This is a genomic window from Monashia sp. HAY1-2A (assembly GCF_056755315.1).
Genome location: NZ_JBNDHY010000030.1, coordinates 1 through 18,860, shown reverse-complemented (window position 1 = coordinate 18,860; position 18,860 = coordinate 1). Strand labels below are relative to the sequence as shown.

Sequence of the window (18,860 nt, the reverse complement as noted above, 5' to 3'; positions counted from 1 at the left end):
CCGTGACTCGGGCGTCGACGCGGCTCCTCCCCCGACCCCTGCCTCGGGTCCGCCGTCGGGGCGGGCGGGACGATGCGGCAGCATGGACGCGTGGACCCGCAGCCCGTCATCGACCCCCTTGCCGTCGCCGCCCTCGACACCGAGCGTCACGTCGCCGCCGGCGGCTGGGACCAGCCGGCCCGGCTCTTCGCCCTGGTGCGCACCTCGGACCTGCTCGAGCGTGAGCCGCAGCTGCGCGCCGGCATGGGTCCGGCCGATCTCGCCGACGGGGCGCTGACCGCCATCGAACAGGACGGCCTGCCCCGGACGAGCTCGCTCGAGACGCTGCTCGGCCGGCTCGCCTGGCCCGCCGAGGTCGCCGGCTGCGCCTTCGCCATCGAGCGGATGGTCGTGCCGCCCGAGGCCGAGCGCGACCTGCCGAGCCGCTCGACCGACGCCGTCGAGGCGCTCGCCTCGCACCCGGACCGCAAGGACGTGCGGCTCGTCGTCGCGGTGCTGCGGGACGGTTCCTCGATCTGCCTGCTGCGCCAGCGGGACCACGACTCCGACGACGCCGTGGCCACCGGTCGCGACATCGCGCCCGGACTCGTCGAGGCCCTGCGCGCCACCCTCTCGGACTGAGCGAGGCGCCCGCCCGGCCGAACCGGCCCCCTGTCCCGGTGGGGCGGTGCTCCGTCCGGGGTCAGCAGTGCGGCAGGGAGCCCGTCTTGTCCTTCGCGATCGCCTCGACGGCGTCGCGGGCCTGGTCGAACGTCGAGACCTTGACGACCTGCAGCCCGTCGGGCACGTGGGCGACGACCTCGTCACAGTTGCCCGCCGGCGCCAGGAACCAGGTGGCGCCGTCGGCGCGGGCCCCCGCCAGCTTCTGGCGGATGCCGCCGATCGGCCCGACGTTGCCGTCGTCGTCGATGGTGCCGGTGCCGGCGATCTGGTGGTTGCCCGCGAGCGCGCCCGGCGTCAGCTTGTCGTAGATGCCGAGGCTGAACATGAGGCCCGCCGACGGGCCCCCGATCGAGCCGGCATCGATCTTCACCGTGGCGGGGAAGTCGTGCGCGAGGCTGAGGATGACCCCGAGCGCCGTCCGGCCGCCCTGCCCCTCGATGGTCGGGACGGTCACGGTGACGTCCTTGCCGCCGCGCGACACCGTCAGCTCGATGCTCTCGCCCGGTCGACGCTGCTGGAGCGCGGTGCGGACGTCGTCGGCCGACGTGATCTCGGTGCCGCCGACACGCAGGATCCGGTCCTTGGGCTGGAGCAGGTCCTTGGCCCTGGACTGGTCGGTCAGCTGGGCGATGACGATGTGGGTGGGTACGACCTTGCCGATGGCGCGCAGGGCGACCGCGGTGGCCTCCTCCTGCGACCCGGCCATCTGGACGGCGTTCTCCTCGGCGACCTGCTCCTCGCTGACCTGCGGGTCGAAGACGTCGTCGACCGGGTAGACGTCGCGGGTCGGGTCGATCCACGCCCGCAGGACGTCCCACGCGTCGACCGGGTAGCCGGGCCCGCCCTCGACGCGGACGGTGGTGAACCGCAGCGCCCCGTCGGTCGGGTAGGTGGGCAGGCCGGTCACCGAGATGATCGGCGTCTTCTTGCCGTCGGAGGAGACGCCGAGGGTGTCCTGCGTCGGGCCGGGGCTCATGACCGCGTACGGCAGGTGCACGAGGGACCCGATGACCATCGCGACGAGGAAGGCGAAGAAGAGGGCGAGGACCGCCTTGTTCCCCCGGGTCAGCCGACCGTCGTCGCCGTGGCGGGGGTCGTGGACACCCGGGACGGACGCGCGGGGCACGGGCGGGTACGTGCCGGGCTGCTGGTCCGGCACGCGTCGGATCGTCCTCACGGCAGACCGACCCACTCGTCGGCGCCGTCGGTGAACTGCTGGTGCTTCCAGATCGGCACGCCGGCCTTGAACTCGTCGATGAGGGCCCGGCACACCTCGAAGGCCTCGCCGCGGTGCTCTGCGCTGACCCCGACGACGACCGCGAGGTCGCCGACCTCGAGGTGGCCGACGCGGTGGACGACCGCGATCCGCACGACCCGACCGTCCGCGGCGTGCTTCTCGGCGAGCGCGCGGGCGACCTCGGCGGCCTGGGGGTGCGCCGTGTAGTCGAGGTGGCTGACGCCCCTGGCGTGCTCGCCCGTGCCGCCGCCCTCACCCGCAGCCCCGGCCGGGCGGTCGTGGTCACGGACGGTGCCGATGAACAGGCACGTGCCGCCGGCGCGCGGGTCGGACACGCTCGCGAGCACCTCGTCGACCGACAGAGGTGACTCGCGGATCTCGGCAAGGGTGACCGTCACGCGCGCCATCGTATGCTGCCGGGCCGCGCCCTCGCGTCCGGTCGCCGCGACCACGGGGGAACCAACCCGACCGGTCCGTGGTTGTCTTGGAGAGACAACCGACAGCGGCGATGGGGATGAGCAGGATGGCCGACGACCGAGGTTCCCGGCAGGACGACGGACACGACGACGAACGCGACGACGAGCAGGACGGACCCGACGCCGGGCAGTCCGGCGGTCGTGCGGACGCGGGTGACGAGGCAGGCGGCTCGGCCGGTGCCGAGACGGGTCGCCCGAGCGGTGACGCGGCGTCCAGCGGCGACCCGACGGTGCCGTCGATGCCGTCGATGCCGTCGGTGCCTTCCGACCCCTCGGGGCTCTTCGGGGCGGACAGCCCGTTCGGGCTGCCGCTGCGTCGCCCCGGGGGCGGCGACGTGCCCCCCGCCGACATCGGCGCGATGCTCGAGCAGGTCCTCGGCGAGGCTGCCGGCAACCCCGAGCTCGCGGAGGCGATGCGCAGCATGGGCGTCGACCTCACCGACCCGGCGACCCAGGCCGCGATGCGGGCCCAGCTCGGCACGTTCATGGCCGCCCAGCAGTCCCCGACCGGCTCGCGCGACCTCGCCACCGACGTCGCCCGCAAGCACGTGCTGGCGGGTGAGGGCAACGACGTGCACGACGACGCGGCGTCCCGCGCGGTCGTCGACGCCGTGTCCGTCGCCTCCCTGTGGCTCGACGAGCAGACCACCCTGTCGACGCCGGCCTGGCGTGCCACCGGCCTGAGCCGCGCCGAGTGGGTCGAGGCGACGATGCCGCGCTGGTTCGACCTCATCGAGCCGGTCTCGGACGGCGTCACGGCGGCGACGTCCGACGCGCTGCGCAAGCAGGTCGGCGAGCTCGGGCCCGAGGCGTTCGGTGACGCGCTGCCGCCCGGTCTGCCGGCCGGCTTCGACCCGCGGGCCATGGTGGAGCAGTGGGCGCCGATGCTCGGCAACCTCAGCCGCCAGATGTTCTCGGCCCAGCTCGGCCAGGCCGTCGGCACGCTCGCGACGGAGGTCGTCAGCGGTACCGAGGTCGGGCTGCCCCTGACCGAGCCCGGGGTCGTCGCGCTGCTGCCCGGCAACGTCGCCGCGCTCGCCGATTCCCTCGAGATCGACATCGCCCAGGTGCGCCTCTACCTCGCGGTGCGCGAGGCTGCGCGCGTCCGGCTGTTCGCCGAGGTGCCGTGGCTCGGCCCACAGCTGCTGTCGGCGGTGTCGGACTACGCGCGCAACATCACCATCGACACCGACGCCATCGAGTCGGCGCTCTCGACGATCGACCCCTCGGACCCCGAGGCGCTGCGAGCCGCCTTGCAGGGCAACCTGTTCCGGCCCCAGCCGACGGCCGCCCAACAGGCGGCGCTCGACCGGCTCGAGACCCTCCTCGCGCTCGCCGAGGGCTGGGTCGACCACGTGACGGACCGCGCCACCTCGCGCCACCTGCCGCAGTCGGCGGCGCTCGCCGAGACGATCCGTCGGCGTCGCGTCGGGGGCGCCGCCCAGAAGACGTTCGCCGGGCTCGTCGGCCTCGAGCTGCGCCCGCGCCGGCTGCGCGACGCGGCCAACCTCTGGGCCGCGCTCGAGGACGCGGGCGGGGCGTCGCTGCGTGACGGTCGCTGGGCCCACCCGGACCTCGCCCCCACCTCACGCGACCTCGACGACCCGATCGGCTTCGTCGAGCGGGTGCGCGGTGGGTCGGCCGGCGTCGGCGGGGCCGGTGACGCCGGTGGTGCCGGCGAGCTCGGCGACCTCGACTCCGTGCTGCGCGACATCCTCGAGGACGCCGAGCGCGAGCGGGGCCGCGATGCCCGACCGGGCTCCGCCGGAGAGGCCGATGGCTCCAGTGGCTCCAGTGGCTCCAGTGGCTCCAGTGGCTCCAGTGGCTCCGGTGACTCCAGTGACTCGGGCGATCCCGGGGACCTCCCCGGTCCGCCTCGGTGACCCCGAGGGACAGCAGCGCGGCACGTCGCGGGGTCGGCGACGCGTGGCTGCGGCTGCGTGCCGACGCGATGGCGCGCCTGGAGTCGTGGCAGGCGCCCGACGCTGCCCAGGAGCGTCTCCGGGTCGAGTTCCTCGACCATCTGGCCGCGCACCCCGACGCCATGAGCAAGCAGGGACCACCGGCGCACCTGACCGGCAGCGTCGTCGTCCTCGACGACGAGGGCGCGCGCACCCTGCTCACGCACCACCGGCGCGCCTTGGCGTGGTTCCAGCTCGGCGGTCACTACGAGGAAGGCGACGCGTCGGTGTGGCACGCCGCCTGCCGCGAGGCCACCGAGGAGTCCGGCATGGACGCCCTCACCGTCCTGCCCGGCATCGTCCACCTGGACCGGCACGCCCTCGTCGGCGACTTCGGGTCGTGCCGCGAGCACCTCGACATCCGCTTCGCGGCCGTCGTGCCGCGTGGCGCCCGGGCCAGGGTCAGCGACGAGTCGCTCGACGTGCGCTGGTGGCCGGTCGAGGCGCTGCCGGAGGGGACCCGGGACGAGCTGCGTCCCCTCGTCGAGGCCGGGAGGCGCGCCCTGCGCGGCTGACGCGTCGGCCGCCGGGCACGGGGCGCCGGTTGGCCGAGGGCTCCGGTGACACGGAGAGCACCGCGGCAACCGCGGACACCGGCGTCGGTTCAGTCGTCGCTGAGGTCCAGCCCCGCCGCGGCGGAGACGCCCTGCAGGTAGCCCCGCGCCCGCTCCAGGCGCGGATAGCCCTCGAGGAGCGCCCAGAACTGCGGCCCGTGGCCGGGCTGGAGCAGGTGGGCCAGCTCGTGGAGGAGCACGTAGTCGACGACCCAGGACGGCATGCCGTGCAGCTTGTCGGACAGGCGGATCGTGCCGTCGGCAGGTGTGCACGAGCCCCAGCGAGACGCCTGGTTGCCGACCCAGCGCACGCTCGAGGGCACCGCGCGGCCGCCGAGGTGGTCGCGGGACAGCTCGAGGGCCCGACGCTCGAGGTCGGTGTCGCTGCGCTGCCGGCGCCGTTCCGACGCGGCGACGCGCGCCACCATCGTGCGCACCCACTCCCCCTCCTCCGCCCGGCTCATCCGGGCCGGGACGAGGACGACGAGGCGTCCTTCCTGCCGGTAGGCCGAGACGGTGCGACGGCGACGCGGGCTGCGGCGGACCTCGACGGCGACACCGTCGACCACCGTGTGCACCACCTCGCGGGACGCCACTGCCATAGGGGCAGGCTAGGCCAGCACACCGACAGCCGCCCGCAGCACGGCGCGGACGCGCTGGAGCAGGGGGCTGTACCGCATCGCCGACGCGCGCGCCCAGCGGGGGATGAGCATGATTTCGTGCTCAGCGTGCTCTAGGGTTGCAGGAGTCGAGGCGCCCGTCGGATGGGCGCCAGCTACAAGGAGACACCAATGGCTGACGAGACCTACAAGGGCGAGTTCTACTGCGTGAAGTGCAAGGAGAAGCGCGAGGCCGAGGGCAAGGTTGTCGTGTCCGACAACGGTCGCCGCATGGCCAAGGGACAGTGCCCCGTGTGTGGCACGAACCTCAACCGCATTCTGGGCAAGGCCTGACCAGGTCGCGACGGCGTCGCTGACGCCGTGTGACGAGGGGCGGGACCCGACGGGTCCCGCCCCTCGTGCGTGCCGAGCCTCGTGCGTGCCGAGCCTCGTGCGTGCCGTGCCTCGTGCGTGCCGAGCCTCGTGCCTGCCGAGCCTGCCGGCCGGGAAGGCGGGCCCGGGCCTGTGGACGACCCGCTCGTGGCCCGCTCGCGGCCTGCCAGCCTGAGCGGGTCCGGACCTCGCCCGCCGAGGACCGGCGTCGCCGCTCGACCCGCCTGGAGGCCCGATGTCCTCGTTCCCGGTCCCCGACCGTCCTCGCCTGCCCGCCTGGCTGCGGCCGTACGTGCGGCGTCCCGGCGAGATCCAGTTCGGCCTCCTGCCGGGGGCACCCGTCGTCGAGGGCGTCACACCGGCCGAGGCGAGCCTCCTCGCCGGTCTCGACGGGTCGCTGACCAGCGACCAGACCTACGCCGTGGCGGCCGGCGCCGGGGTGGCCCGCCGCCGCTGGCGTGACGTGCTCGCGCTCGCGGCGTCGCTCGGCGTGCTCGTCGAGGCCTCCGCCGCGTCCGGGTCGCCCGCGTCCGTGCGCCGGCCGGGCCGTCCCGCCCTGCGGCAGCCGACGGCCCGGCGGAGGGTCCTCGTGGACGGGGACACGTCGCTGGCCTCCGACGTCGCGGCCGCGTTGCGCGACGCCGGTGCCGGCCTCGTCGTCAGCGACCGGTCCGACGTCGACCTGGCCCTCGCCGAGCCCGCCCGCGACGCGCCCGCGCTCGTCGTCCTCGTCGGCGCGCCTCTCGTCGACCCCCGTCGCGGCGACGTGTGGCTGGCGCACGGCGTGGCGCACCTGCCGGTCAGCGGTGCGGGCCCGTCCGCGACGGTGGGTCCGCTCGTTCCGGCCGACGGGTCCGGGCCGTGCCTGTGGTGCCTCGAACGGCACCGCACCGACCGCGACGACGCCTGGCCCACGGTCCTCACCCAGGCGATGCGGCACGACGACGCGGCGCCGGCGGGCACCACGGTCACCGGCCGGTCGCCCTGGCGCGAGCCCCTCGCACCCGGACTGTCCCAGCTCGTCGCGGGTGCGGTGACCCTGCTCGCCGGACGCGTCGTGCGAGGGGACACCCTGCCCGGCGGCGTCTCCGTCGAGGTCGCCGTGCCCTGGCCGCGGATGGACCACCGACGCTGGAGCCCGCACCCGCTGTGCACGGCCCACCCGCAGGCGCGGACCCCGACGGACCGGTGCTCGGCCTGAGGGCTGGGGCCCAGGCGTCCGTCCGTGCCGCGAGACCGAAACATCTAGAGTCGGGGCAGGGCCTGCCGACCGACGGGCCCAGCCGTGCCGGAGGACGCGTCGAAGGAGGGTGTGCCCGGTGACCGACCTGCCGCGCAAGGCCGTCGTGCGCTCGGCCAAGCTCGCCTCGGTGCCCCTCGGCTTCGCCGGCCGCACCGCACTCGGCCTGGGCAAGCGTCTCGGGGGCCGCCCCGCAGAGGTCGTCACCGCCGAGCTGCAGGCCCGCACCGCCCAGCAGCTGTTCCAGGTGCTCGGCGAGCTCAAGGGTGGCGCGATGAAGTTCGGCCAGGCGATGTCCATCTTCGAGGCGGCCCTGCCCGAAGACCTCTCGGGCCCCTACCGCGCCATGCTGACCAAGCTGCAGGACAGCGCCCCACCGATGCCGACGAGCTCTGTCCACGGCGTGATGCGCACCAGCCTCGGCCCACGCTGGCGCAGCCGGTTCGTCTCCTTCGACGACCACCCCGTGGCGTCGGCGTCCATCGGCCAGGTGCACCGGGCGGTCTGGAGCGACGGCCGCGGGGTGGCGGTCAAGATCCAGTACCCCGGCGCGGGCGCGGCCCTCATGAGCGACCTGCGCCAGATCTCGCGGGTGGCGCGGGTGGCGGCGGGGTGGGTGCCGGGGATCGAGCTCGGACCGATCCTCGACGAGCTGCGCGAGCGGATGGCCGAGGAGCTGGACTACCGCCTCGAAGCGCGGTCCCAGCAGGCGTTCGCGGCGGCCTTCCGGGACGACCCCGAGTTCGCGGTGCCCGACGTCGTCGAGGGCGCCGAGCACGTCATCGTCTCCGAGTGGCTCGAGGGGCTGCCGCTGTCGCGGATCATCGACTCCGGCACGCGGGAGCAGCGCGACGCCGCGTCGCAGCTCTACCTCGAGTTCCTCCTCGCCGGACCGGCCCGGGCGGGACTGCTCCATGCCGACCCGCACCCGGGGAACTTCCGCATCACGCCCGACGGGCGCCTCGGCGTCATCGACTTCGGCGCCGTCAACCGGCTGCCCGGGGGCATGCCGCCCGAGATCGGCCCGCTGCTCACGACCGGTCTGCGCGGCAGCGCCGAGGAGGTGCTCGAGGGCCTGCGCCGGCTCGGCTTCGTCCGTTCGGGCATCGACATCGACCCCGAGCGGCTGCTCGACTACCTCGAGCCTTTCATGGCGCCGTTCCGCACCGACGAGTTCACGTTCAGCCGGGAGTGGCTGCGGGGCGTCTTCGCCCACATCAACGACCCTCGCCAGCCGAACTACGCGGTGGCCTTCAAGCTCAACCTGCCCCGGGAGTACCTGCTCATCCACCGCGTCTGGGGCGGCGGCATCGGCGTGCTCTCGCAGCTCGGGGGCACCGTCCGCGGGCGTGAGGCCGTCGACGAGCTGCTGCCCGGCGCCGACCTGCCGCCGATCGACGACGCGGACGCTTAGGCGGGCACCGGCTGCGTCGCGGTCCCGGCGCGCGGCCTCACCACCACGCGGGGTCGAGCTTGCTCTCGATCGAGCGGAGGTGCTCGCGGCTGCAGGCCTCGCACGTCCACGTCGTACGGCCCCGTTCGGTGCCCCGGCCCCATGACAGGAGGGCGGCGGCACGGGCGGGGCCGGAGGCGACCCGTCCGCACGAGCCGCACACAAGGGCGGCTTCTGCCGGGTCGGGGTCGGTGCTGGGTGTGGCCGCCGTGTTCTGCGCGGCGTCGGTGCTCGAGGTGGCCATGGGGGTCTCCCTTCTCCTCACTTCGAGTATCCGCCGCTGGCGCGTGTCGTGTGGGCACCACGCCAAGAACCAGGACCTCACACCGGCGACGGCGCCGAGGTCCCGACGGTCACCGGCCGGGGACGCGAAACCGCGGGTGACGTTCGCGTCACCCGCGGCTCGCTCACTCGGTTCGGTTGTGGGGTACTGCTCGTGACGTCCCGCTCCTGCGGGACCAGCGTCACTTCTCGTGGTGGCGTCGACTGGCGCGGATCTCCTGCGCGATCAGCCGGGCGCTGCGACGGATGCCGCTGCGCTCCGAGCGCTGACTGCGCTGGTTGATCCGGTCGCGAGCCAGCATCTCGAGCTGGTTCATGACGGTCTCCTCGTCTGGGAAGAAAGTGGGTGGTCGTGTCGTGGTCGGTGGTCCGGCTGGCCATGTGGATCGCGGTGCGTCACAACGGAGCTCAGGCGGCCACGGGGTGCTTGCGCGGACGGCCGCGGGGTCGCTTCCTCGCGACGACGGCGCCCTGGACGAGCAGCTGCCCGCCCCAGACACCCCACGGCTCCTGGCGCTCGAGGGCACCGGCGAGGCACTGGACCCGCGCCGGGCAGAGCCCGCAGAGGGTCTTGGCGAACTCGACGTCCTCGGGGCGCTCGGCGAACCAGAGCTCGGCGTCGTAGTCGCGGCAGGGGATGGTCTCCCCGACCTGCTGCGCCTCGGTGCCGAGGTCGAGCATCTCGCTCAGCTGCATCGTTCTCACCTCCGTCTCCTGCACGGTCATCGTCGACCGTTGCGTCTCACTCGTCTCTGTCCTGGCCCGAAGGCCGGCACCCGTGGTGCGGCTCTCGGTCCTGCTGCTCGGCATCCGGGGAGTCATGTGGGTTCCCTGATCTGTCTGGCACCGGTGGGTGCTGCTGGTGATGGCTGACCGTGTGGCTGTGGTCGGGTGGAGCGGCATTCGGCTGTGAGAAACGACAAAGGCCGCGAACCCGGTGATGTCGGGTTCGCGGCCTGGAGGTGAGGCTCGGTCTGTGTCTAGACCGGTGGCCTCCCAGAGCGGGAGCGAGCGACATCGATGGTCTTGTAGTCCGGGTCGAACGTGCGGGCGGCGGCCGGGACGAGTCCCTCGACGAGGGAGCCGGCACCGGCGACACCGCGGCCCTGACGGGCGGCGAAGGACACAGTGGTCCCCTCGCCCTGAGCACGGTTGTCCGCCATGAGGATCTGGCCGACCGGACGCAGACGCACGGAAAGAACGCAGGACACTGCGTTCGTCGTCATCGTGGTGATGTCCATCAGGTCAACCCTCCTCACTGTGGCTCGCGGTCCCCGACCGGCCACCTGGGCCGTCGGGCTTGACGTCGTCAAGGGTACGCGGGCCCCGAGCGACCGAACAACTGATTTATCGAAGATTTCGCAAGTTTTTTCAGGCAATCTCAAGGAACTGGCGATTCCTTTGCGGCAGAACGCCTTTCAAGAAGCTCTTCGACATCGGCGCCCTTCAGGACGGCGAGGACGTCGGCGCCGTACTGCTCGATCTTGCGAGCCCCGACGCCGCTGATGCCGGCGAGTCCCGCCTCGTCCGAGGGCGCCTCCTCGGCGATCGCGGTCAGGGTCGCGTCGGTGAACACCACGTAGGCGGGCACGCTCGCGGCTCGCGCGACGGCGAGCCGCCACGTGCGCAGCCGCTCGAAGGTGGCCTCGTCGTAGGTCGGAGGGCACGCGTCGCAGCGGCCCGTCTTGCGCTGGGCCGCGGTCGTCAGCTCGGTGCCGCAGCCGCGGCAGAACGCCAGACGCGCCTGCTTCGGGGCGCTGCGCCGCGACCCGCCGCTCCTCGCCTCCGCACGGGCGCCGGCACCGAGGATGTCGGCAGCCGGCGCGAGGAAGCGCGAGACGCGTCGGGTCGCTCGGGCGCCCGGGGTGCGTGCCGAGGACCAGGAGATGTGCAACCGACGCCGGGCCCGCGTCAGCCCGACGTAGAGAAGGCGCCGCTCCTCCTCGACGGCGTCGGGCCCCTCGGCCATCGAGATGGGGATGAGGCCGTCGGAGGCCCCGACGAGGAACACGGTGTCCCACTCCAGGCCCTTTGCGGCGTGCAGGCTGGCCAGGGTGACACCCTGCACGGCGGGCGCGTGCTGCTCGGCGGCCCGCCGGTCCAGCTCGGCGACCAGCTCGGGCAGTCGCGCCTCGGGAGCTGCGGCGGCGAGGTCGTCGGCCAGGGTCGCGAGGGCGCTCAGCGACTCCCAGCGCTCGCGCGTCGCTCCCCCGCCCGCCGGCGGCTCGGGCGACCAGCCCGCACCGGTGATGACGTCACGCGTCAGGCTGCCGAGCGACTTCTCGCCGTCGTCGCCGCGGGCGGCTCCCCGCAGCAGCAGGATGGCGTCGCGCACCTCCTTGCGGGCGAAGAACCGCTCGCCGCCTCGGACGAGGTACGGCACGCCGACATCGGTGAGGGCCGACTCGAAGGCCTCCGACTGGGCGTTGGTGCGGAACAGCACCGCGATCTCGGCCGGCGCGTGCCCGTCGTCGACGAGCGCGCGGACCCGCGCGGCGACTCCGGCTGCCTCGGCGGGGTCGTCGGCGTAGGACACGAGCTCGGGGGCTGGGCCGTTGCGCCCCTGCGCCTGCAGCCGCACCGCGCCCTCGCGCGCCGCCTGCGTGCCGGAGCCGACGACGGTGTTGGCGAGGGCGACGATCTGGGGCGAGGACCGGTAGTTGCGGACGAGGCGGACCACGTGCGCGCCACGGAAGCGCCTGGGAAAGCCGACGAGGTGGCGGGGGCTCGCGCCGGTGAAGGAGTAGATGGTCTGCGCGGGGTCGCCGACGACGGTGAGGTCGTCGCGCTCGCCGAGCCACAGGTCGAGGAGTCGCTGCTGCAGGTCGTTGACGTCCTGGTACTCGTCGACGACGAACTGCCGGTACTGGGAGCGGACGGCGCGCGCGATGTCCTCGCGCTCGTCGAGGATGCCGACGGTGAGCAGCAGGACGTCCTCGAAGTCGATGACGCCGCGCCGCTGCTTGACGTCCTCGTAGGCCTCGAAGAGGCGGGCCATCGCCGTGTGGTCCACGCCCGGCGGTTCGCGGCGCGCCTCGCGCGCCCGCGTGGCGTAGGACTGCGGGGTGAGGAGGTTGACCTTGGCCCACTCGACCTCGGCCGCGAGGTCGCGGATCGTCGTGCGGTCGAACTGCATGCGCAGCCGGGAGGCCGCCTCGGCGACGGCCGGCGCCTTGTGGCTCATGACCTCCGGCGCCGCCCCTCCGATGGCCTGCGGCCAGAAGTAGTGCAGCTGGCGCAGCGCGGCTGCGTGGAACGTGCGCGCCTGGACGCCGGCGACACCGAGCCCGCGGAGTCGCGTGCGCATCTCCCCCGCGGCGCGCGCCGTGAAGGTGAGGGCGAGGACCCGCTGGGGCTGCTGGGCACCGGAGTGCACGGCGTAGGCGATGCGGTGCGTGATGGCGCGCGTCTTGCCGGTACCGGCGCCCGCGAGGATGCAGAGCGGCCCGGGTGGCGCGACCGCGACCTCCCGCTGCTCGGGGTCGAGGCCGGCGAGGACGTCGTCGGCGGACGGTGCGCGACCTGCGGAGGTCGTGGGGGCATCAGGGCCTGCGGGGCGTGCGTGGCTCAGGACCGATCACCCTTCGAGCGCTGGTCGGCCGCCGCGAGGACGTCCGCGGCGTGGTCGGGCACGTAGTTCTGCTCGCTCTGGGGCGGCCGCTCGTACCCCCGCGGGGCCGGACGGTCGGGCACGGGGGGCACCTCGGGGGTCATCGGCTCGTGCGGGATCGAGGTGAGCAGGTGGTGCATGACGTTGACCCGCGAACGCCGCTTGTCGTCCGACTCGACGACGTGCCACGGCGCCCAGTCGGTGCTCGTCGCGGCCATCATGCGGTCCTTGGCCTCCGAGTAGTCCTCCCACCGGGTGATGGACTCGAGGTCCATCGGTGAGAGCTTCCACTGCCGCATCGGGTCCTTGGCGCGGGAGCGGAACCGACGCTCCTGCTCGACGTCGGAGACGCTGAACCAGTACTTGCGCAGGACCACGCCGTCCTCGACGAGCATCCGCTCGAACACGGGGGCCTGGGTGAGGAAGCGGTGGTACTGCTCGTCGGAGCAGAAGCCCATGACGTGCTCGACACCGGCCCGGTTGTACCAGGATCGGTCGAACAGGACGATCTCGCCGGCCGCCGGCAGGTGGGCGATGTAGCGCTGGAAGTACCACTGGCTGCGCTCGCGGTCGGTGGGCGCGGGCAGCGCGGCGATGCGGGCCACGCGCGGGTTGAGGTACTCGGTGATCCGTTTGATCGCCGAGCCCTTGCCGGCGGCGTCGCGGCCCTCGAAGACGACGACGACGCGCTGCCCGGTGGCCCGCACCCACTCCTGGAACGCGACGAGCTCGACCTGCAGCCGCCGCAGCTCGGTCTCGTAGGCCTCGCGGTCCATCTTGGGAGGTCGTTTTGCACCGCGCGAGGCCATGGAGTCATCCTTGCACCGAGGGACGACACGTGCGACGGGCCGTCCCCAGCCGGCACGAGACCGCGTCCGGCCACGGACGCAGACGAAGGACGAAGGAACAGCATGCCCAAGGTGACCCCGGACGAGGGCTCGATCACGATGTTCACCACGACGTGGTGCGGCTACTGCACGCGGCTCAAGGGTCAGCTGACGCGCGAGGGCGTGCCGTTCACCGAGATCGACCTCGAGGCCAACCCCCAGCACGTCGACTTCGTCGAACAGGTCAACGCCGGCAACCGGACCGTGCCGACCGTCGTCTTCCCGGACGGCACCGCCGCGACGAACCCCTCGCTCGCCGAGGTCAAGTCGCGCCTCGCGGTCTGACGCGTCCCGGCGCGTCGGCGCAGGACCTCCTGGCGGGTCACCGGCTCACCAGCGCGGTGTCGCGCCGCCGGTGACCGACTCCACGGTGGCACCGAGCCACCGCTCGATGATCCGCTTGGCGATGGAGATGCCGCTCGGGGTCCGGATCGTCCCGCCGGCCAGCAGGTCGCGGTACTCCTGCCGCGTCACCCAGCGGGCCTCGGCGATCTCGGCAGGGTCGGGCACGAGCTCGGTGTCGGTCGTCGAGGCCGCGAAGCCGATCATCACCGAGGACGGGAACGGCCAGGGCTGGTTGCCGAGGTAGCGGGCGGCATCGATCGCGATGCCGACCTCCTCGCGCACCTCGCGTGCGACCGCGGCCTCGAAGGACTCCCCCGGCTCGACGAAGCCGGCCAGCACCGAGAACCGGCCCTCGGGCCACTGCGCCCCGCGTCCGAGCAGCAGCCGGTCCTCCGGGTCGACGACGGACATGATGACGGCGGGGTCGGTGCGCGGGTAGTGCTCACTGCCCTCCGCAGTGCACCGGCGCACCCAGCCGGCCTGGACCGCCTCGGTCGGGGCACCGCACCGGGGGCAGAACCGGTGAGCGGCGTGCCAGTGGGCCAGGGCGAGCGCCGTGGTGAACACCCCGGCGTCGCGCGCGGCCATCGCCTCCCCGGCCTGCCGCAGCGTCAGCCACCCGTCGGCGCCCGCCGCGGCGTCGGTGTCGGGCTCCGCCGTCGCGACGACGGCGACGTGTGCCGCGCCGTCGGTGTCGCGTCCCAGGTGCAGGACGAGCCGGCCGGCGTCGGCGTCCTCGGGCGCGCGCACCGACAGGGCGAGCGCACCGCTGCCGTCCTCGACGACGTGCAGCCGGTCTCCCCTGACCTCGACGACCCGCGTGCGCGGGTCCTCGAGCAGGGTCGCGACGGCGTCCGGACGCTGCCGCTCGTGGGCGACACGGTCGAGCGTCCCCCGTGACAGCGCGAGATCGCGCAGGATGTCGTCGACCTCGCTCACGCCTCCACCCTAGGGTGCGCCCCACGGGACCCGCGGGCGGCGGTGCGGCGGTGGGGCGGCACGGCGGTACGGGCGGCACGACCCGGCCCGTCCCGCCCACCTCCCACGATCCGGCGGGCGCGCGGCCTACCGTGGACGCGTGACGCGCAGCCCCCTGTTCCTCGCCGCCCTGGCGAGCTCGGCCGTCCCGGGCCTGGACCCGGTGTCGGTCAGGGGTGTCGCCGCTCGCACCGACGACCGCTTCGAGGTCGCCCACGTGCGCGACCGCCAGGACCGCGAGTGGGTCGTCAAGGTGCCGCGCACGCCGGCCGCCGGCGCCCAGCTCGACGACGTCGTCGGACTCTCGGCCCTGCTCGCCAGGCGCCTCGACCTGGCCGTGCCGGCCTACCAGGGCCATGCGCCCGTCGCGGAAGGTCGTGCCGCCGTCTACCCGCGTGTCGAGGGGCGGCCGCTCGACTTCGCGGCCCTGCCTCCCGGTCCGCTCGCCGAGGCCGTCGGTCGCGCCCTCGCCCACGTCCACAACCTCGAGCACCTGCTGTACGAGGAGGCGGGGCGACCGACCTACGACGCCGAGACGCATCGGCGCCGGCGGCTGTCCGACCTCGACCGGGCTGCCGCCACGGGACACGTGCCGACCGGCCTGCTGACGCGGTGGGAGGGCCTGCTCGAGGACGTCTCCCTGTGGCGGTTCGCCCCCACTGCCGTCCACGGCACGTTCGTCGGCCCCAACGTGCTGGCCACCTTCGACGACGAGGACGACGCGTCCAGCGGTCGCGTCGTCGGCCTCCTCGCGTGGGAGGAGTCGCGGGTCGGGGACCCCGCCGACGACTTCGCCGACCTCGTCGCCACGCTCGACCCCGACACCTTCGACGCCGTCCTCGGCGCCTATGCCCGCTCTCGCGTCGAGCGGCCCGACGGCCATCTCGTGCGCCGGGCCCGGCTCGCCGCGGAGATGGCCGTCCTCTCGACGCTCCTGCAGGCGTCCGCGGAGGGACGCACCCGAGCCGTCGAGCGCACGGCGGCCCTCCTGCGCGAGCTGGACGAGCGCACGGAGGACCTCGACGCCGAGTACGCGCGCGAGGACGCCGTCCGCAGCGAACGGACGCGCACCGCCCACCCGGACGAGGGCACTGACGGCCTGGACCCCGACGACCCCGAGCAGCCGCGGCCGGGCCACGACGTCCCGACGGCCGACGTGCCGTTCCCGATGCTCGCCGAGACCCAGGCCGTGCCGATGGCCGCGTTGCTGCGCGACGACCCCGAACCTGCCTCCGGCGCCCCGGCGGCCACCGGCACCACCGAGCCCGATGGGGCGACCCCTCAGCGGTCGTCGCACCGCCAGGCGGAGACGGTCCTCATCGACCCGGCCGTGCACGCGCCGCCGGTCGACGGCCACCCCGGGACCCCGCAGGCCGGTACGGGTCTGCAGGACGACCCTCGCGCGCCGGAGGGTGCCGACGCGCCGGAGGGTGCCGACGCGCCGGAGGGTGCCGACGCGCCGCCACGGGCGGGCGGCGTCCGACCGGAGCCCGTGCCCTACCTCGACGCCACGGACTCGTCGGCGTTCGAGATCGACGAGGTCGAGGCGCTGCCGGAGCCGTCGACCGACGTGGGCCGGGGCGGCTGAACCGGCTCAGTCCGGCAGCGTCCGCAGCAGGTCGAGCAGCTCCTGCTCGCGCGGCAGGTCGGGTCTGACGGTGACGCCCTCCGCCGCGTAGTAGAAGGCGGCGTCGACCTGCTCGGGCGGCACGCCGCGCAGTCGGGCGAAGGCGAGGGCGTACGCGCCGAGCTGCAGGGCCCGCACGGCCGCGTCGCGGCCGCTGGGCCGCGCACCGGTCTTCCAGTCCACGACGGTCCAGCCACCGTCGGCTCGCCGGAACACCGCGTCGACGCGACCGCGGACGGCGATGCCGTCGAGGACGGTCTCGATGGACAGCTCGACCTCCTCGGGCACGCGCCCGGCCCACTCGCCGGCGAGGAAGTGCTCCTTCATGGCCTCGAGGTCGGCGTCGTCGGCCGCTCCCTCGTCGGCGCTGCCGGGAAGGTCGAACAGGTCGACGATCGCGGCACGCGAGTAGTGCTCCTCGACCCAGGCGTGGAACGCCGTGCCCTGCCGGGCCGCGACGGCCGGGGGCTGCGGCATCGGTCGGCGCAGCGTCATGGCGAAGGCCTCGACGTCGCGGGCCAGCGACACGACCGCCGAGGCCGACAGGTGCCGGGGGACGTCGACGACGGGTTCCTGGCCGCGGGCCCGACGTGCGTCCCGCTCGGCGAGCAGCAGCCGGAGGTCACCGAGCCGCGGGTCTCCCTGTGGCACAGGCACTCCCGCCTCGATGACCGACGCGAGGCGGGACGCCGCAGCGTCGAGGGCTGCTCGCCGGTCGCCCATCGGGTCGTGCGGCCAGGTGGCGGAGACGGGGACCGCGAGGTGCGGGTTGGTCGGCGGCGTGGCCCTGCCCTCGTCGTCGAGGAGCGGCTCGGGGGCGCGCTCCCAGTGACTGCGGGTGACCTCGGCCGGCATCGCCTCGCACACCTCGGTGAGGAAGCGCGAGGGAACCGAGAGCGTCTTCTTCGTCGCACCCCAGACGTGGCAGGACAGCAGCATCTCCGAGCGGGCGCGGGTCAGGGCCACGTAGGCGAGGCGGCGCTCCTCGGCCACGGCGTGCCGACCACCCTCGAGGACGAACGCCTCGATGGCGGCGCCGAGCGCCTTGCGGTCCGGCGCGGTGCGCCAGTCGAGGACCGGCAGGCCGTCGCGGTCGCCGCGCAGGTCGTAGGGCACGGAGTCGAGGCCGACGAGCCACCCCTTGTCCTTGGGTTCGCCCGCGCACGCGTACTCGACGGGGTCGGCGTCGTCGACGAGGGACACCGACGTGGCCGAGTGCGCCGGGAAGACACCCTCGACGAGCGAGGGGACGGCCACGACGTCCCACTCGAGGCCCTTGGCCGCGTGCACGGTGAGCACCTGGACGGCGTCGGCATCGGTCTCGACGTGACCGGCGTCGAGACCCCGCTCCTGGTCGCGCGCCGCGTCGAGCCAGGACAGGAAGCCCGACAACGTCGGGCGGTCCGAGCTGGTGGCGTACCGGGCGGCGACGTCCGCGAAGGCGTCGAGGTGGACGCGAGCCGTGGACGCGGTGTGCTCGGCGCGCGCGAGCACCTCGACGTCGAGGCCGATGGCGACCTCGGCCTCCGCGACGAGGTCGACGAGCGGGAGCGCGGTGAGGCGTCGCAGACGGCGGACGACGTCGGCGAGGTCGTGGAGGCGGCGCAGCGCCTCGTCACCGATGCGGGCGCCGTCGCGGCCGGTCCAGCCGGGCCGAGGCAGCTCGTCGAGGGCCTCGACGAGCGTGGCGGTGTCGGCGCTGTCGGCCGCGAGGTCGGAACCGCGGCGGTCGGAGTCAGCGCCGTCGGCGGTCTCCGACGCTGCAGGGCCGATGCCGACGCCCTCGGCCGTCGCTGCGGCCGGGAGGTCGCCGATCGGCAGCGCGGCCTGGGTCGTCGGCGCCGCGCCGACCCGCCAGGGCCGCGCGTGCAGCTCGCGGGCCCACGACCACAGGCCGGCGAGGTCGGCCGCGCCGAGGCGCACGACCGGGCCGGTGAGCAGGCGCATGAGCATGTCACCGCGCGTCGGGTCCTGGACCACCCACAGCGCCGCGACGAGGTCGCTGACCTCGGGTGTCACGAGCAGGCCGCCGAGCCCGACGACCTCGACCGGCAGGTTCTGCCGGCGCAGCGCCTCGAGGACGAGCGGGAAGCTGGACCGGCGGCGGCAGAGCACCGCTGCCGAGCGTCCGGTGCGCCGACCGGACGGGCTCGTCCACCGGCTCGCGATCCACGCCGCCACGTGGTCGGCCTCGGCTGCCGCGGTGTCGAGGCGCGCCACGGTGATGGCGCCGCGGCCGGCGTCGGGACGGGCTCGCAGGGGTTGCACGTGCTCGGTGGCGAGCGGGCGTGCCGTGACGTTGGCGGCCTCGAGGATGGTCGCGTCGTTGCGCCAGCTCGTCGACAGCGGCAGCACGGCGGCCGGCCCCGACGCGTCGGCGAACTCGACGGGGAAGCGCAGCAGCGTCGTCGCGGACGCGCCGCGCCAGCCGTAGATGGACTGGTTCGGGTCGCCGACGGCGGTCAGGGCGACGGCCTCGTGGTGGAAGAGCGCACGCAGCAGTACCAGCTGGGCCTCGGAGGTGTCCTGGAACTCGTCGAGGAGCACGGCCCGGA

Annotated in this window: 19 protein-coding genes; 8 read left to right on the top strand and 11 right to left on the bottom strand. The window is 74.2% G+C overall.

What is annotated here, in order from left to right; all coding sequences use genetic code 11:
• Window positions 1–72 precede the first annotated feature (72 nt).
• Window positions 73–621, top strand: coding sequence for a PPA1309 family protein (locus ACPYOM_RS06590; RefSeq protein WP_481345363.1), 549 nt, complete (start codon window positions 73–75; stop codon window positions 619–621).
• A 61-nt stretch (window positions 622–682) separates the two neighbouring features.
• On the opposite strand, the gene ACPYOM_RS06585 is transcribed toward ACPYOM_RS06590, so the two are convergent.
• Together ACPYOM_RS06585 and ACPYOM_RS06580 are read right to left on the bottom strand one after the other, a co-directional pair.
• On the bottom strand, window positions 683–1,822 hold the full coding sequence (locus tag ACPYOM_RS06585; protein WP_481345362.1) for a YlbL family protein: 1,140 nt from the start codon (window positions 1,820–1,822) through the stop codon (window positions 683–685).
• A gap of 14 nt (window positions 1,823–1,836) precedes the next feature.
• Window positions 1,837–2,307 (bottom strand): molybdenum cofactor biosynthesis protein MoaE, encoded by a 471-nt coding sequence (locus tag ACPYOM_RS06580; RefSeq protein WP_481341058.1) that lies wholly within the window; start codon window positions 2,305–2,307, stop codon window positions 1,837–1,839.
• A 116-nt stretch (window positions 2,308–2,423) separates the two neighbouring features.
• On the opposite strand from ACPYOM_RS06580, the gene ACPYOM_RS06575 reads away from it, so the two are divergent.
• Both ACPYOM_RS06575 and ACPYOM_RS06570 read left to right on the top strand, forming a co-directional pair.
• A complete protein-coding gene (locus ACPYOM_RS06575; RefSeq protein ID WP_481345361.1) occupies window positions 2,424–4,259 on the top strand; it encodes a zinc-dependent metalloprotease in 1,836 nt (611 codons plus the stop codon).
• Window positions 4,256–4,852, top strand: a complete 597-nt coding sequence (locus tag ACPYOM_RS06570) for an NUDIX hydrolase (RefSeq protein WP_481345360.1) — start codon at window positions 4,256–4,258, stop codon at window positions 4,850–4,852. The genes ACPYOM_RS06575 and ACPYOM_RS06570 overlap by 4 nt, the downstream gene beginning before the upstream one ends.
• 89 nt (window positions 4,853–4,941) lie before the next feature.
• On the opposite strand, the gene ACPYOM_RS06565 is transcribed toward ACPYOM_RS06570, so the two are convergent.
• Window positions 4,942–5,493, bottom strand: coding sequence for a M48 metallopeptidase family protein (locus ACPYOM_RS06565; RefSeq protein WP_481341055.1), 552 nt, complete (start codon window positions 5,491–5,493; stop codon window positions 4,942–4,944).
• A 189-nt stretch (window positions 5,494–5,682) separates the two neighbouring features.
• Between ACPYOM_RS06565 and ACPYOM_RS06560 the strand changes: the two genes are divergently transcribed.
• The 3 genes from ACPYOM_RS06560 to ACPYOM_RS06550 all read left to right on the top strand — a co-directional run bounded on the left by ACPYOM_RS06560 (window position 5,683) and on the right by ACPYOM_RS06550 (window position 8,537).
• Window positions 5,683–5,844, top strand: coding sequence for a DUF5679 domain-containing protein (locus tag ACPYOM_RS06560; protein ID WP_020143053.1), 162 nt, complete (start codon window positions 5,683–5,685; stop codon window positions 5,842–5,844).
• Between the two features lie 274 nt (window positions 5,845–6,118).
• On the top strand, window positions 6,119–7,084 hold the full coding sequence (locus tag ACPYOM_RS06555; protein ID WP_481345359.1) for a hypothetical protein: 966 nt from the start codon (window positions 6,119–6,121) through the stop codon (window positions 7,082–7,084).
• Window positions 7,085–7,202: 118 nt separating this feature from the next.
• A complete protein-coding gene (locus ACPYOM_RS06550) occupies window positions 7,203–8,537 on the top strand; it encodes an ABC1 kinase family protein (protein WP_481345358.1) in 1,335 nt (444 codons plus the stop codon).
• A 37-nt stretch (window positions 8,538–8,574) separates the two neighbouring features.
• Here the strand turns inward: ACPYOM_RS06550 and ACPYOM_RS06545 are convergent, their stop codons facing one another.
• From ACPYOM_RS06545 to ppk2, 6 genes are all read right to left on the bottom strand, one after another.
• On the bottom strand, window positions 8,575–8,820 hold the full coding sequence (locus ACPYOM_RS06545; protein ID WP_481345357.1) for a hypothetical protein: 246 nt from the start codon (window positions 8,818–8,820) through the stop codon (window positions 8,575–8,577).
• A gap of 220 nt (window positions 8,821–9,040) precedes the next feature.
• Window positions 9,041–9,175 carry a hypothetical protein gene (locus tag ACPYOM_RS06540; protein WP_481341051.1) on the bottom strand — a complete coding sequence of 45 codons (135 nt, stop codon included), beginning with the start codon at window positions 9,173–9,175 and terminating at the stop codon, window positions 9,041–9,043.
• A gap of 91 nt (window positions 9,176–9,266) precedes the next feature.
• Complete coding sequence (locus ACPYOM_RS06535; RefSeq protein ID WP_481341062.1) at window positions 9,267–9,554, bottom strand: WhiB family transcriptional regulator; 288 nt, start codon at window positions 9,552–9,554, stop codon at window positions 9,267–9,269.
• Between the two features lie 284 nt (window positions 9,555–9,838).
• Window positions 9,839–10,099, bottom strand: a complete 261-nt coding sequence (locus ACPYOM_RS06530) for a hypothetical protein (protein WP_481341050.1) — start codon at window positions 10,097–10,099, stop codon at window positions 9,839–9,841.
• Window positions 10,100–10,239: 140 nt separating this feature from the next.
• Window positions 10,240–12,429: an ATP-dependent DNA helicase UvrD2 gene (locus tag ACPYOM_RS06525; RefSeq protein ID WP_481345372.1), complete on the bottom strand. Its 2,190-nt coding sequence runs from the start codon at window positions 12,427–12,429 to the stop codon at window positions 10,240–10,242.
• Window positions 12,426–13,277, bottom strand: coding sequence for a polyphosphate kinase 2 (gene ppk2, locus ACPYOM_RS06520; RefSeq protein WP_481345356.1), 852 nt, complete (start codon window positions 13,275–13,277; stop codon window positions 12,426–12,428). Before ppk2 ends, ACPYOM_RS06525 begins: the two co-directional genes overlap by 4 nt.
• A gap of 102 nt (window positions 13,278–13,379) precedes the next feature.
• Here ppk2 and ACPYOM_RS06515 point away from each other — a divergent pair, with 102 nt between their 5' ends.
• A complete protein-coding gene (locus ACPYOM_RS06515) occupies window positions 13,380–13,640 on the top strand; it encodes a mycoredoxin (protein ID WP_481345355.1) in 261 nt (86 codons plus the stop codon).
• Between the two features lie 45 nt (window positions 13,641–13,685).
• On the opposite strand, the gene nudC is transcribed toward ACPYOM_RS06515, so the two are convergent.
• Window positions 13,686–14,639 (bottom strand): NAD(+) diphosphatase, encoded by a 954-nt coding sequence (gene nudC, locus ACPYOM_RS06510; RefSeq protein ID WP_481341047.1) that lies wholly within the window; start codon window positions 14,637–14,639, stop codon window positions 13,686–13,688.
• A 139-nt stretch (window positions 14,640–14,778) separates the two neighbouring features.
• Here nudC and ACPYOM_RS06505 point away from each other — a divergent pair, with 139 nt between their 5' ends.
• Window positions 14,779–16,266 (top strand): phosphotransferase, encoded by a 1,488-nt coding sequence (locus ACPYOM_RS06505; protein ID WP_481345354.1) that lies wholly within the window; start codon window positions 14,779–14,781, stop codon window positions 16,264–16,266.
• Between the two features lie 6 nt (window positions 16,267–16,272).
• Here ACPYOM_RS06505 and ACPYOM_RS06500 read toward each other — a convergent pair.
• A partial coding sequence (locus ACPYOM_RS06500) for an ATP-dependent helicase (protein WP_481345353.1) occupies window positions 16,273–18,860 on the bottom strand: 2,588 nt, incomplete at its 5' end.

Coding starts and splice junctions, on each gene's coding strand:
- ppk2 (WP_481345356.1), bottom strand. CDS start 13,277: ATGGCCTCGCGCGGTGCAAAACGACCTCCCAAGATGGACCGCGAGGCC.
- ACPYOM_RS06565 (WP_481341055.1), bottom strand. CDS start 5,493: ATGGCAGTGGCGTCCCGCGAGGTGGTGCACACGGTGGTCGACGGTGTC.
- ACPYOM_RS06515 (WP_481345355.1), top strand. CDS start 13,380: ATGCCCAAGGTGACCCCGGACGAGGGCTCGATCACGATGTTCACCACG.
- ACPYOM_RS06540 (WP_481341051.1), bottom strand. CDS start 9,175: ATGAACCAGCTCGAGATGCTGGCTCGCGACCGGATCAACCAGCGCAGT.
- ACPYOM_RS06590 (WP_481345363.1), top strand. CDS start 73: ATGCGGCAGCATGGACGCGTGGACCCGCAGCCCGTCATCGACCCCCTT.
- ACPYOM_RS06535 (WP_481341062.1), bottom strand. CDS start 9,554: ATGCAGCTGAGCGAGATGCTCGACCTCGGCACCGAGGCGCAGCAGGTC.
- ACPYOM_RS06580 (WP_481341058.1), bottom strand. CDS start 2,307: ATGGCGCGCGTGACGGTCACCCTTGCCGAGATCCGCGAGTCACCTCTG.
- ACPYOM_RS06560 (WP_020143053.1), top strand. CDS start 5,683: ATGGCTGACGAGACCTACAAGGGCGAGTTCTACTGCGTGAAGTGCAAG.
- ACPYOM_RS06545 (WP_481345357.1), bottom strand. CDS start 8,820: ATGGCCACCTCGAGCACCGACGCCGCGCAGAACACGGCGGCCACACCC.
- ACPYOM_RS06530 (WP_481341050.1), bottom strand. CDS start 10,099: ATGGACATCACCACGATGACGACGAACGCAGTGTCCTGCGTTCTTTCC.
- ACPYOM_RS06555 (WP_481345359.1), top strand. CDS start 6,119: ATGTCCTCGTTCCCGGTCCCCGACCGTCCTCGCCTGCCCGCCTGGCTG.
- ACPYOM_RS06575 (WP_481345361.1), top strand. CDS start 2,424: ATGGCCGACGACCGAGGTTCCCGGCAGGACGACGGACACGACGACGAA.